This is a genomic window from Ruegeria sp. CDSB136 (assembly GCF_059610965.1).
On sequence record NZ_JBXWOP010000024.1, the window covers coordinates 33,519 to 46,911 of the forward strand.

A 13,393-nucleotide genomic window follows, 5' to 3' on the forward strand; every position below is an offset into this window, starting at 1 on the left:
ATGACAGATAGCCCAATTGATCATGAAATCTTCATGGAACTCAAAGACGCGACAGGCGAAGACTTTGCTGCCGAGCTTGTGAACACCTTTCTCGACGAAGCCCCCGGAATGATTAGCGAATTGAAGGCAGCCGCGGGCGCGGCCGATGCCGACAGATACCGTCGGGCCGCACATTCCATCAAATCCAATGCAAACACATTTGGTGCAACGGCGCTTGCCGAACTGGCCAGGAAAGTCGAGCTTGGAAAGCCGCCCGTGGCCGGTGATCTTACGGATGCGAATGCGTTGGAGGCGGCCCTTAACACCGCAGCAGCGGCGCTTCGGAGCTTGATTGATGACTGACGCCCCCGGACATCTGCTCATTGTCGACGACAACAAGGTCAATCGCCTGCTGTTGTCCCGGAATGTCGAGCTTTTGGGTCACCAGGCTTCGGTGGCGGAAAACGGTCGGGTTGCGATGGAGATGCTGTCCAGTCAGCCTTTTGACCTGCTTCTTCTCGATATTGAAATGCCGGAAATGGACGGGTTCCAGGTTCTGGAGGCGATCAAGTCGAACACCGAACTGCGCGATCTGCCAGTGATTGTGACCTCATCTGTCGAAGGGCTCGACAATGTGGTGCGCTGCATTGAACTGGGGGCCGAAGACTACTTGCCGAAACCGGTCAACAAGACGCTTCTCAGTGCACGCGTTTCCAGTGGCCTCGAAAAGAAAAGACTGCGGGACGAACAGAAACGTCTGCTTGAACGCTTTGCAACCACCGAAGTAGCCCAGGACCTGCAAGCGTCTGGCTTTGCCATCGGCGGAAAACGTGCCAACGCGTCGGTTTTGTTTTGCGATATCCGGGGCTTCACGACGTTGTCGGAAAACCTCGCGCCGGAAGAAACCATTGATCTGCTCAATACCTTCTACACTTTGATGTTCGAGGCTGTGACCAGCAATGGCGGCATTGTCAGCCTGATGCTGGGCGACGGTTTGATGGCGCTTTTTGGGGTTCCGCAACCCCTGCCCAACTCTGCGCAAAGTGCGGTGGCGGCGGGACATGAGATGCACAACATGATCGAAATTTTAAATCTCGAACGGCGCGCGGAAGGGAAAGATGCCTTGAAGATCGGCATCGGAATCGCAACCGGCGAGGTTGTTGCCGGATATGCCGGCACGGACAACCGGGCGACGTACACTTGCATCGGATCGACCGTAAACCTTGCGGCCCGTCTTGAAGCGGAAACCCAGCGAACCGGTAGCCGAATTTTGATAGATCAGGAAACACTGGCGCTGTTGGAAGGTGCCCATGTGGAAAAGACATTCGGCGCAACGAAGATAAAAGGTTTCTCTGATACGTTCGACATTCACGCGCTATGACCATCCGTGCAAACCTGGGGCCAATGCTTTTTTTGATTGGTTTCAGAGGTGTGAAGCCAACATTGTGGACGTTCCCAAAACATCTGTTGGATAGACGGTGGTTTGCGATGTTGGCGCTTTTCGGAATAGATCGGCGTAGAAGCCACGACAGTATCTACGCCCTCGTCGATTATGTTTGGCGTGTTCGGAGGCAGGGGCGTTTTCAAACAAACTTCTCGTTCCAAATCCCTACACGCTGATGGTCGCGGTTTTCATATTCCGCGATAGCCTGAAAAATATCCCGATCCACCGGCCCCTCCCGATCTTCTCCATAGTCCGTCATTCGCATTGTGAACCATGCGGTCATCCCGCCCGGTGGCAAAGTGGCGAAGCGAGGGAAGACTGGGTCACTCTTCGCAGCCTGCCAAGTGCTGGGCAAATCAGGGTCCAGGATGAAACCGCGTGCTATGCCGACCGCATCCACATCCCCTGATTTGACTGCCGCGTCTGCTTCCGCGCGATGCTTGAACCCTCCGGTCACCATGAGTGGGGTCTTGATCAACCGCCGTGCGGCGCGCGCGAAGTCGAGGAAGTAGGGACCTTTGGTTGACCGTTCGGAACTAGATGGCGCGCCGGGAAAATAGGTCCCGCCGCTGATGTCCAGCAGATCGACGCCTTTGCCGTCCAACCCGGCAACCACCCCGAGCGCGTCTTGTTCCGTCAGTCCGCCGTCAAGCTGGTCAGTGGCGCTCAGTTTGACCGCGACTGTGAAATCAGACGGCACCGCAGAGCGCACAGACTCAACGGTTTCGATCAGCAACCGCATCCGCGCGTGGATCGGGCCACCATAGGCATCCGTTCGACGGTTGAAGAGGGGGGAGAGGAACTGGCTCAACAAAAATCCGTGCGCTGCATGGATCTGGACACCGCCAAACCCCAGATCGGCAGACCGACGGGCTGTGCGGGCAAATTTTTCTGGAATGGTCCTGATCTCGGCAAGCGACATGGCTTCACTGCTGAAATCAGGGAAATCGATAGCGCTTGGGCCTTTGGTATGACCGATCGGTCGATGCGCGAGCGCCCCGGCGTGGCCAAGTTGCAGCCAAAGCTGCGCCCCGTTGACCGAGCCACGGCGGGCCAGATCCCGGAAAGCCGCCATATCGGCCGCCTCGTCGAGCACGAGATTACCCGGTTTTTCGGGGTAACGCGGATCCCCCTGCACTTCACCGATGATCGACGCCGCCAAACCACCCTCGGCCCAGCGTTCATAGAGACGCATCTGGGCGGCGGTCGGGTTGCCCCGGCCATCCGCCAGCGAATCCGACATGGCCGATTTGACGATCCGGTTCTTCAAAACACGCCCGTTCGGCAGGGTGAACGGGCTAAAAAGGGAGGTGTTCGAAGCGATGGGCAAGGTATTTCTCCTTGGTTTATTGGCCTCCACCATAGATAATTTGGAAAGTTTGCGCCGATAATCCGGTATCTTGGATCAACTTTTAATAGTTTTTGGAATAAATGTCGCAAAAAACGGAACTGGAAATCCTTCTGGCCGTGGTTGACCACGGCAGTTTTTCGGCCGCGGCCCGCGTGTTGGGGTACACCCCGTCTGCGGTGGGCAAACGGGTGCACCTGTTGGAGCAGAGGTTGCGGGTGCCGCTTCTTGTCCGCTCGACCCGGCGCATGGCATTGACGGAGGCCGGACAACGATATGTAGAGGAAGCGAGGGATCTTCTTGCCCGCCTGACAGCCCTGGAAGAGGACATTGCCGATGATGCCGGCAACCTGCGCGGTGTGATCCGTGTGACAAGCTCGGCGGCTCTTGGCCAGTTACATGTTGTCCCTCTGGTGGTCGAATTCATGGAGCTTAATCCCGAAGTCGAAATCGAGCTGTTGCTGACGGACAAGATCATTGATCTGGTGGGCGATGGCTTCGATCTCGCAATCCGCAGCGGCATCTTGCCGGACTCGTCCCTCGTGTCACGGAAACTGATGGACAATCAGCGGATCCCATGTGCCGCGCCCGGTTATCTTGAGCGGAGCGGAGTTCCACTGGAACCCGAGGACCTGACTGCGCACAGATGCCTGCGCCTCGGGCCGGAAAAATATCTGTCGGATTGGGGCTTCAAACGAACGGGTGGCGGCATGTCGCGGCTCGGGTCGGGGTTTTCCTGCAATAGTCTGGAAGCGCTCCGTTCGGCGTGCTGTGCGGGACGCGGCATAGCGTGGTTGCCGGAGTTTCTGATATCCGACGACTTGCGCACAGGTCGCCTGTGTCCGGTTCTGTCGGATCACGCGGAGCCTAGCGCCGGCGGTGGGGTCTTCGTACTGCGACCGGAAATGCCCTTCCTGCCACGGCGCGTTCGGGCCCTGATTGACTTCCTCGTGGATGGTTTCGCGGACAAGGTATTCGGTCACGGATAGCAGGCTGAAAATTTGGCTGGCCTTTTCAAATTGATTTCCGAACAGCCACAGCCCGGTTGCCGTCGGATTGGAGATGGAATCCGGGATCAAGAAGAAGACCCATAGTTCCGGTCCGAATTGCAAGGATCGGCGCAAGCTGGTCGAAATCAAACCGGCATTACTTGGGTCGCAATTTCACGCCGAGGTGAGACGTCTTTGACCAAGGGGCCTCACCCTGCAAAACGCTGCGATCAGAGGGTGTCAGTCCCTAACAAGGCCGATGCTCGGTTGTTGCATTGGTTTCCCATCTGTCAATCCGCTCACCTTTTCGATGATGGCATCGGCGTCAATGCAGTGGTGACGATAGAGGTCGCCGATCGTGCCGGTCTGACCGAAGTGCTCGACACCCATTGGAATCGTCGGATGTCCATGCACGGACCCCAGCCAGGACAGGGTCGCAGGATGCCCGTCGATCACCGTGATCAGTTTGCAGTGACGCGGAAGGTCAGACATCAGGGCTTCGATGTGGGACAGCGCCGCCTTGTTTCCGCGTGACCGTGCCCGTTGGGCGGCGGTCCATCCGGCATTCAACCGATCGGCGGACGTGACGGCCAGAACACCGATGTCCCGACGGCCTTCACCAATTGCTCCTGCGGCTTTGATCGCCTCTGGTGCAATTGCCCCTTGATAGGCGATTACGACCTCGCAATTGGGCCCAGGTTTGCGTAGCCAATAGGCCCCATCGATCGCACCCTGACGGAATTCGTCGTCCACGCGTTTGCCGGGCTGTTCGATCGGGTTGGTCGTCAGGCGCAGGTAGATCGACCCTCCGGTTTCATCACGCAGCCAGGTGCGCTCGTCCGGTTGTCCCTCGCCGTCGCGCTGGATGTAGTCGAAGGCCCATTCCATGATCACCGCCAACTCGTCGGCAAAGGCAGGTTCAAATGCGGCCAGCCCATCCTGGCTCATCCCGATCAGGGGGGTGCCGACGGACTGGTGCGCCCCACCTTCCGGAGCCAGTGTAACCCCCGACGGCGTGCCCACCAGTATGAAGCGCGCGTCCTGGTAGCAGGCATAGTTCAATGCATCGAGTCCGCGGCAGACAAAGGGGTCATAAACCGTTCCAATCGGGATCAGCCGCTTTCCAAACAGGGAATGCGAAAGACCCGCCGCGCCCAGCAACAGCATCAGATTCATTTCAGCGATCCCGAGTTCGATATGCTGCCCTTCCGGCGTGAACTCCCATTTGGCCGTCGAGGGGATACGATGTTCGACAAAGGCGTCGGTCTGTTCGGAACGCGCGAAAAGCTTGCGACGGTTCACCCATGGCCCAAGATTGGTGGTGCCGGTTACGTCAGGCGACGTTGTCACAATGCGTTCGGCCAGTTGGCTGTCGCCCTTGGACAAGGCGTCCAGAATCTTGCCGAAAGCCATCTGGGTTGAAATCTCACGGCTGGTGTCGATCCCTATTGGCGGCACATCCAGCTTGTCATCAAGATAGCGCCGAGGACCTTTGGCAAAGAATGGCGCTTTGGACAGGAAGTCTTTCAGGGCTTCAGGGTCCTCAACTGCAGCGAGCGGATTCCATTCCTCACCCTCAAGCACGCCCATATGGGCCTGCCACGCGGCAAACTGACTGTTGTTCATCAACCCGCCGTGGTTGTCCTTGTGACCGGCAATGGGCGTGCCCCAGCCCTTTACCGTATAGGCTAGAAAGCAAGTCGGGCGATCATGGTCGATCGCGGCAAATGTCCGGGACATGGTCTCGACGCAGTTGCCACCGAGGTTTTCCATCAAGGCCGCCAGTTCCGCGTCCGTGCGCCGTTCGATAAGCGCCGTGACGTCTCCCTGATCGCCCAGATCGTCCATCAGGCGCTGGCGCCACACCGCACCTCCCATGAACGTTAGGGCCGAATAGTCCTGATTGGGGCAGGCGTCGATCCAGTTCCGCAACCGGTCCCCTCCGGGCTCTTCGAATGCAGCGCGTTGCAGGACGCCGTATTTCACGCGTACGACATCCCAGCCAAAAGCATCAAAGATCTTCTCGATCCGCGCGAACAGCCCTTCGCGTACGATCCCATCCAGTGACTGGCGGTTGTAGTCGATGATCCACCAAGTGTTGCGCAGGTCGTTCTTCCACCCTTCCTGCAACGCCTCGTAGATATTGCCTTCGTCCAATTCGGCATCGCCGACCAGTGCAACCATGCGACCCAATGGGGCGTCTGCACCCCAGCTTTTGGCCTTGATGTAATCCTGAATGATCGAGGCAAACGAGGTGATTGCGACACCCAGGCCCACTGACCCGGTCGAGAAGTCTACGTCATCGATATCCTTGGTTCGGCTGGGGTAGCTCTGAACACCGCCAAATCCGCGGAAGTTTTCCATTTTCTCGCGGGTCTGGTTGCCCATGAGGTACTGCATCGCGTGAAAGACCGGCGACGCGTGGGGTTTGACGGCGACCCTGTCCTCCGGCCGCAGGGCCGAGAAATAGAGCGCCGTCATGATCGATGCCATCGAGGCGGACGAAGCCTGATGACCACCGATCTTGATCCCATCCACCTTGGGCCGGACATGATTGGCATGGTGGATCATCCAATGCGACAACCACAGCAGGCGTTGTTCAACGATTTTCAACTGGGTGGGATCAATGTGCATGGAGGTCTCCGGGTTCAGGCGGCGCTGCGGGCAGGGTAGGGCAAAGCCTGCTCCAGGTCTGCAAGGATGTCTTCGACGTCTTCAAGCCCGACTGACAGGCGGATCAGGCCATCGCTGATTCCATGCTCGGCCCGCTCTTCCGGGGTGTATGTCGAATGGGTCATCGAGGCCGGGTGCTGGATCAGGGTTTCCGCATCACCCAGCGAGACTGCGCGCTGGATCATGGTCAGTCGGTTCATGAATTCGATCCCACCGGACAGACCAGATTTGATTTCAAACGCAATCATGGCTCCGGGCTGCGACATCTGGCGCTGCGCAACATCGTGTTGGGCAAAACTCTTGAGACCAGGGAAAGATACGTCACCGACAGCGGGGTGGGCCTCAAGATATTCAGCAACAACTTCAGCCGACGCGCAGTGGCGGTCCATCCGCAAATTAAGGGTTTTCAGCCCTCGCAGGATCAGCATCGCGTTGAAGGGCGCCATCACCGCGCCGGTCATGTCCTTCATCCCGACCAGGCGGATCTCGGCAATCTGTTCCGCCGAGCCTACAACCAGGCCAGCAACCACGTCTCCGTGCCCGCCAAGGTATTTGGTGGCGGAATGCAGAACGATGTCGGCACCGTGTTCAATCGGTCGGGTCAGATATGGGCTGGCATAAGTATTGTCGACCACGACCTTTGCACCGACCGTGTGCGCGATCTTTGCATGGGCGGCAATATCCACAAGCCGCATATTCGGGTTTGCCGGCGTTTCGAAATAGACCACACGCGTTTTGTCCGACACAGCGGCACGCAGGTTTTCAGGGTCCGTCATATCGACATGCGTGATCGTGACGCCCCATTTCGCCAACCCGTGGCGCATGAACGCAAAGGTGCAGCCATAGAGTGTCTTGTCGACGATAACTTCGTCGCCTGGCGACAGCAGGGTCCAAAGCACTGCGGTAATGGCGCCCATGCCGCTGGAAAGGGCCAGCCCGGCCTCAGCTCCTTCGAGCACCGCAATCCGGCGTTCTAGAAGATCGCATGTGGGGTTCGAAATACGGCTGTAGATATGGCCTTCGCGTTCACCCGCGAACATCTCGCCGCCGGCCTCGGCCGTTTCGAAGGAAAAGGTTGAGGTCAAATGCAGCGGCGGGGTCAGCGCGCCGTCATTTTCCAACGGGTTGTAAGCATGGTGGATGGCGCGGGTAGCAAAGCCGGTTGAACGGGTCATGACAAACTCCTGATTCCAGTTGAAGCCAGTTTGCGCCTTTACTTTGGGTGAAGGGTTGCGAATTATACCAACATTGAGGTCAAGATTGGCAGGATCTGCCAATCGTGGGAGGGAAAATGGACGCCAAGGACAGACAGATCATCCGTGCCCTCCAACGGGATGGGCGCATGACCAATCAGGATCTTGCGGATGCGGTCAGCCTCTCGCCGTCGCCCTGCCTGCGCCGGGTCAAGAACCTTGAGGCCAGTGGGATCATCAAGGGATACAGCGCCGATGTGGACGCCACCGCATACGGGATGGCTATTACCGTCTTTGTGCGTATCCGGCTGGAGCGGCACAACGAAACGGATGTACAGAATTTTGAAGGTCGGATTCGGATGATCGAGGAAGTTCTCGAATGCCATGTGCTGACCGGCGCCATGGACTATCAGTTGCGCGTTCTTGTTTCGGATCTCGAGGCTTACGAAGACTTTATCCGCAATCGCATTCACCCGATTGGCGGTATCGCCTCCATCGATACCAGCTTTGTCTACGGAACGGTAAAGAAGACAGCCGTTTTCCCATCCACCTGATCGGTAAAGCTCCGTCCGTTTCGCGCCCACGTAGATGCGCGCGCCTCACATCGGGCTGTGGCCAAGAGCTTTGTAAGCCAAGCCTGCCTGGTCAGTTCTGCAGCGCCGGAAGGCCGGAGAACCCGTTACCGAAAAGTCGTCTTGCCCGATTGTTTCCTTGTCGCCAGAGTGGCTGAAAAGCAGGAGGGTGGCGTGGCTGGTCACATATGCGATGCGATCGTTGGTGCTGGTGTTGTCGGATGTTCGACATCGCGGCATCTGGCTGAGGCCGCGCGGGCCGACGCTGCTGGAAAGAAACGTGCTGACTGCCGGGGCCACTCGGCGCGGCGGGCAAATTTGGTGAAGGGCAAGAAGGACAGATGACCAGATCCAGCGACCTGTTTCAGCAAGCCCGTCAAACGATGCCCGGGGGCACCTCACACCGCTATCGCTGGCGCTTGCCGAACCCGATCTATATCACCCGTGCGCTGGGCGCGCATAAGTGGGACGCTGATGGCAATCGATATATCGATTTCAAGATGGGTGCGGCCAGCCAGATGATGGGCCATTGCCACCCCGAAATTGTCAAAGCCCTGCAGGCGCAAGCGGCGCAAGCGATCTTTGCGGCTGACTGCAACCCGAGCGAGGTCGACTGGTCACGCAAGATCTGCAATCTGATTCCGTCGGTAGAGCGGGTCCGCTTCACAGCGTCCGGAACCGAAGCAACGATGCTGGCCCTGCGCATCGCCCGCGCCTTCACTGGCCGTGACAAGATCCTTCGCGTGGACGGGCACTACCATGGCTGGCATGATCACGTTCTGAAGGGGTCCAAACCGGGATCGGATGTGCCACCATCACTGGGCGTTCCCGCAGCCGTCGCAGCGCTGACCGACATCTGCCCGCCTGATGCGGACATGTTGAACAGGATGCTCGCCACCAAGGACTATGCTGCGGTGATTGTCGAAGCCTCGGGCGCCAATTACGGTGCAGTGCCGATGGCGCAGGCGGTTCTGCGAGCCGCCCAATCCGCCGCGCATCGAAATGGCGGCCTGCTGATCCTGGATGAGATCATTACTGGCTTCCGCTGGTCCCCAGGTGGGCGTCAGGCGCTGGCCGGTAACACGCCCGACCTGACGACCATGGCCAAGATCGTCACCGGCGGTATGCCGGGAGGTGCCGTCGGCGGCACAGCCGAGGTCATGGCGATGCTCGACCCGTCCGTCACGACCCGGGGACATACCCCGGCTGTGCTGCACCAGGGAACCTTCAACGGGGCGCCCATCGTTGCCGCAACCGGATCGGTGATGATGGACCTTTTGGCGGATGGTTCGGCCCAGGCCCATGCGGACAGGATCGCGGCGGATATTCGGAGTGGCGTGAACGCGCTGTTCTCCAAACACGGAATCGAAGGGTTGTGCTATGGCGAAAGCTCGACGTTCCACCTCTGGTTCGGGCCGCACGAAGGGTCGATGGACGGGATACCCGCCGCGACCATTCGCGGACCCGCACCCAAGCTGGTCGCGGGGCTACAGGATGCTCTGAACCGCAACGGCGTTGACCTGATGTCCGCGATGAGCGCCGTGACATCGGCCGCGCATAGTGACGATGATGTCACGGACACCCTGAATGCGTTCGACCGCGCACTGGAAGAGATCAAGCCGGTTCTCAACGAGACGCAGTAGCGTCACCGTACCGGGCAGATCACCACATTTGCTTGTGCTTGCGCGTCGATCCGATGCTGACGCCGAACTGCCGCGAAAACGCCTTGGACAAAGACTGTGCGGAGGAATAGCCACAGCGCATCGCAACCTCTTCCAGAACAAGGTTCGTGTGTGCAACCAGGTCGCGGGCGCGCGACAGGCGCATCAACTGGTAATAGCGTTGGGGCGGCATCCCAAGCTCTTTGACAAAGATGCGCGAGATGGACCGAACCGAAAGGTTGGCCCGCCGCGCGAGGTCCACGATTTGCATCGGAGCCTCGACATTTTCTGCCATTATGGAAATGCAGCGCCGCAGTTTTTCCGACCCTTTGGGTTGCATGGCGCTGTGTCCAAGCCCATCGAACCGCGCACCGTCATGCAGGAACATGCTGGCCGCATCATGCGCCAGCGCGTCACCGTATCGTTCCGAAATCAGGGCGATCATCAAATCCATGGCTGTCGACGCGCCGCCGCATGTCCAGATCGGACCGTCGCGGACAAATCTGTCCGGCAGGGTCTCGACATTTGGAAACGCCTCCGAAAACTCAGTCAGTGTTTGCCAGTGCAGGGTTGCCCGACGCCCGTCCAGCAATCCCCAGGAAGCAAGAAACCACGCCCCGGTATCCGCCCCGATGACCGTCTCCGCCTGTCTGGTCAGCGCGACGCATTTTCTGCTGGCCGGTTTCGAGGCGTTCTGCCTAAACTCGTCTCCGCCGACCACCATCAACAGATCGCAGGCGCCCGCGTCAACCAGGGTGACGTCCGGCGAAAGACGCAGACCACTGGAGCTGCGAACTGCATCGTCGTCAGGCGTCACAATAGACCAGTGGATGTCGGCGCCGGTCTGATCCCGAACAACGCGCAGCGGCTCCAACAGGCAGGCCAGCAGCATGTTGGAAAATTTGTCAAACAGCAGGACGTTGATTTTGAGCGCCAGCATCTCGTCCGATTTGGGATGTTTTTTGGCAAATTAGGACAACGCCCGCAGAAAATTCAAGACTACGCTTTACCCAATTTGCAGTCGAACCAACCACACCGGCAAAAGGGCCTGACCACCATGCGCAACCGACCGCTTTCGAACATTCGGGTTCTTGATTTCGGCCAATATCTGGCCGGGCCGCTGGTAGGGATGATGTTGGCCGATATGGGGGCGGATGTGATCCGCATCAATCCTCCGGGCGGACCGCGCCTGAAGTCACCCGCATCGGATATGCTGTCACGTGGAAAATCCAACCTGGAATTGGACCTTAAATCGCCAGGCGGTCTTCAGACAGCCCTGCAACTTGTTCAGCGCGCCGATGTTGTCATCGACAATTTCCGGCCGGGTGTGATGAAACGTCTTGGTCTGGGACCGGACGCCTTGCGGCAGGCAAATCCCGCCATTGTTTCACTATCGATGCCCGGCTTTGCCTCGACCGATCCGGAACTGGCCGATATTGCAGCGTGGGAGGCAGTGATCGCTGCGCGCACAGGGCAGTTCACGGATATGGGCCTGAACCGCCGGCTTATGGGGATCAACCCATCCTTCACTCCGCTGGGGCTGGCTTCGGCCTACGGGGCAACGTTTGGCGCCATGTCGGTGCTGTTTGCACTTCGCGCGCGGGGCAGAAATGGCGGGGATCATATTGAGGTTCCGCTGGCCTCGGCCCTCCTGGAGGGGCTGGTCTACAATTGTCAGCAAATCGAGGACTATCCGGACCGCTACAAATCCCCGCGAGAAGTTGAACTGGAACGGCGCGCGGCAGAAGGTCTGCCGCTGAATCTGGAGTTTTCGGAATTGTCTGAATTCCTCGACCCGTTCTACCGGACCTACCCCTGCGCAGATGGCCGGGGTTTTTATGTTGTGGCATGCAGCATCAAGGGTCATCCTGAACGCGCGCTTCGAACGCTTGGGCTTGGCGATATGGTTGAAAGCCTGCCAGATTTTGACGCCTATCTGGATCAGAAAGACTGGCCCGCGGAATGGTCTATACGCAACTATCCGGTCGGCGTTTCGGACCGCGCCCGCGTATCCACCGCGATGAAAGAGGCCTTTCTGACCCGCCCGGCCCACGAGTGGGAGGCGCTGTTCGGGGCATCGAAAGCACCGGCAACGGCCCAGCGATCCTCACAGGAATGGCTGAATGATCCGCACGCGCTGGCTTCGGGTCTTGTGTTGGAGGTCGAACATCCCGTGCACGGCAGGATGCGCCAGATGGGCAATGTCGCGTGGCTGGCAGAAGATGCCGAGGCTCCGGTCAAGCATGCGGCCAAGCCCGCCGATCTTGCCGCGCTTCTGGCCGAAGCGCCCCGGGTCTCGGCGGTCTTTGATACCGCCGGACAGGGTTGGCTGGACGGGCTGAAGGTTCTGGACCTGACGAATGTCATCGCCGGCCCCACCATCAGCTCGACCCTTGCACGGTTCGGAGCCGAAGTCACTTTGGTACAACCGGTCGACCCTTCGGTAGACCCTTGGAATGCCGTTGTCTTTGGCATGCACGCGCATCGCGGCAAGAAGAGCATCCTTTTGAACCTGCGCAGCAACGAAGGGCAAGAGGCACTGGCGCGCCTGATCGCTGAATCCGACGTCATCACCATGAACGGCACCGATGCGCAGCGCGATGCGCTGGGGTTGTCGCCGGACCGGTTAAAAAGCATCAATCCGAAGCTGATCCTGGTTCAGCTAGACGCATTTGGCGGGCCGAAGATCGGGCCGAAGTCCAACCACCTTGGCTATGACGATCTGGCCCAGGCGGCCACCGGTGTCATGGTGCGTTTTGGCGGCGGCATGGAAACGCCGGAAGAGCACGCGCATTTTGGCACGATCGACGTTTTGACCGGGTACTGTGCCTGCGTGGCGCTTGGTGGGGCGCTGATGCGGCTGGACCAGACAGGAGAGGGCGGTATTGCGCGCGCCTCGCTGGCGGCTGCGGGCAACCTGATTCAGGCCCAGTTCATGTATGATTATGACGGGCGGGCGTCGTTTGACGAACCTTCGGGGCGTCATGCGCTGGGCTGGGGGCCGTTCTATCATTGCTATAAAGCGGCGGACGGTTGGATGTTCTTCGCCGCCCCAACCGAGCGAGAGAAGGCTTTGGCGAATATCCCCGAACTTGCCGACCTTGCAAATCTGCCGGAGTGTGAAGTGCAGGCCGGCCTGGCATCGCGCTTCCGTGAACGTCCCGTGGCCTTTTGGAAAGCAGCATTCGCCGCTTCGTCCAGCGCCGTTGTTCCATTAGGGTCGCTGCACGAAACCCGCGATGCCGCCCTGCAACCGGAAAGCGGTGGAGAGGTTGATCTGTCACAGGCGACATTCCGTGTGATCCGCCACGACCGGCATCCGATGGGCCGCTGGACCGATCTGGTGGCGCCGAATGCCGTGCGCCCGGAAAAGGGCCGTATCACCGTGCCTTCGCACATGCCAAAATATGGGGCCCACACGCGCGAAATCCTGGCGCGGATCGGGTTGGCCGAAGATGCAATTGATCACATGATCAAGACCGGGGCAGCGGCAATGCAGTGGTCCGACAAATACCTTCCCGAATAAGGGCAGAG

At 59.1% G+C, this 13,393-nt stretch carries 11 protein-coding genes; 7 read left to right on the forward strand and 4 right to left on the reverse strand.

All coding sequences use genetic code 11. The features are described 5' to 3' along the window. Both AC2FIR_RS21170 and AC2FIR_RS21175 read left to right on the forward strand, forming a co-directional pair. Window positions 1-342: an Hpt domain-containing protein gene (locus AC2FIR_RS21170; protein WP_170805865.1), complete on the forward strand. Its 342-nt coding sequence runs from the start codon at window positions 1-3 to the stop codon at window positions 340-342. Then, entirely contained in the window at window positions 335-1,360 is a 1,026-nt protein-coding gene (locus AC2FIR_RS21175; protein WP_496747624.1) for an adenylate/guanylate cyclase domain-containing protein, read from the forward strand. The genes AC2FIR_RS21170 and AC2FIR_RS21175 overlap by 8 nt, the downstream gene beginning before the upstream one ends. Before the next feature lie 202 nt (window positions 1,361-1,562). Here AC2FIR_RS21175 and AC2FIR_RS21180 read toward each other — a convergent pair whose 3' ends face one another. Beyond that, window positions 1,563-2,753, reverse strand: coding sequence for an NADH:flavin oxidoreductase/NADH oxidase family protein (locus tag AC2FIR_RS21180; protein ID WP_496747623.1), 1,191 nt, complete (start codon window positions 2,751-2,753; stop codon window positions 1,563-1,565). A 101-nt stretch (window positions 2,754-2,854) separates the two neighbouring features. Here AC2FIR_RS21180 and AC2FIR_RS21185 point away from each other — a divergent pair, with 101 nt between their 5' ends. Continuing rightward, window positions 2,855-3,760, forward strand: coding sequence for a LysR family transcriptional regulator (locus tag AC2FIR_RS21185; RefSeq protein WP_496747621.1), 906 nt, complete (start codon window positions 2,855-2,857; stop codon window positions 3,758-3,760). 240 nt (window positions 3,761-4,000) lie between these two features. On the opposite strand, the gene AC2FIR_RS21190 is transcribed toward AC2FIR_RS21185, so the two are convergent. Together AC2FIR_RS21190 and AC2FIR_RS21195 are read right to left on the reverse strand one after the other, a co-directional pair. Then, window positions 4,001-6,394, reverse strand: a complete 2,394-nt coding sequence (locus AC2FIR_RS21190; protein ID WP_496747620.1) for a thiamine pyrophosphate-binding protein — start codon at window positions 6,392-6,394, stop codon at window positions 4,001-4,003. Between the two features lie 14 nt (window positions 6,395-6,408). Then, window positions 6,409-7,608, reverse strand: a complete 1,200-nt coding sequence (locus AC2FIR_RS21195) for a methionine gamma-lyase (RefSeq protein ID WP_496747619.1) — start codon at window positions 7,606-7,608, stop codon at window positions 6,409-6,411. 116 nt (window positions 7,609-7,724) lie between these two features. On the opposite strand from AC2FIR_RS21195, the gene AC2FIR_RS21200 reads away from it, so the two are divergent. The 3 genes from AC2FIR_RS21200 (at window position 7,725) to AC2FIR_RS21210 (ending at window position 9,841) form a co-directional block, all read left to right on the forward strand. After that, entirely contained in the window at window positions 7,725-8,180 is a 456-nt protein-coding gene (locus tag AC2FIR_RS21200) for an Lrp/AsnC family transcriptional regulator (RefSeq protein ID WP_170612240.1), read from the forward strand. Between the two features lie 192 nt (window positions 8,181-8,372). Then, entirely contained in the window at window positions 8,373-8,543 is a 171-nt protein-coding gene (locus AC2FIR_RS21205) for a hypothetical protein (RefSeq protein ID WP_496747617.1), read from the forward strand. Beyond that, window positions 8,540-9,841 carry an aspartate aminotransferase family protein gene (locus AC2FIR_RS21210; protein WP_496747615.1) on the forward strand — a complete coding sequence of 434 codons (1,302 nt, stop codon included), beginning with the start codon at window positions 8,540-8,542 and terminating at the stop codon, window positions 9,839-9,841. Before AC2FIR_RS21205 ends, AC2FIR_RS21210 begins: the two co-directional genes overlap by 4 nt. Window positions 9,842-9,860: 19 nt before the next feature. On the opposite strand, the gene AC2FIR_RS21215 is transcribed toward AC2FIR_RS21210, so the two are convergent. Beyond that, entirely contained in the window at window positions 9,861-10,799 is a 939-nt protein-coding gene (locus tag AC2FIR_RS21215; RefSeq protein WP_480490399.1) for a GlxA family transcriptional regulator, read from the reverse strand. A gap of 117 nt (window positions 10,800-10,916) precedes the next feature. On the opposite strand from AC2FIR_RS21215, the gene AC2FIR_RS21220 reads away from it, so the two are divergent. Further along, window positions 10,917-13,385 carry a CoA transferase gene (locus AC2FIR_RS21220; protein WP_496747612.1) on the forward strand — a complete coding sequence of 823 codons (2,469 nt, stop codon included), beginning with the start codon at window positions 10,917-10,919 and terminating at the stop codon, window positions 13,383-13,385. Window positions 13,386-13,393: the final 8 nt, after the last annotated feature.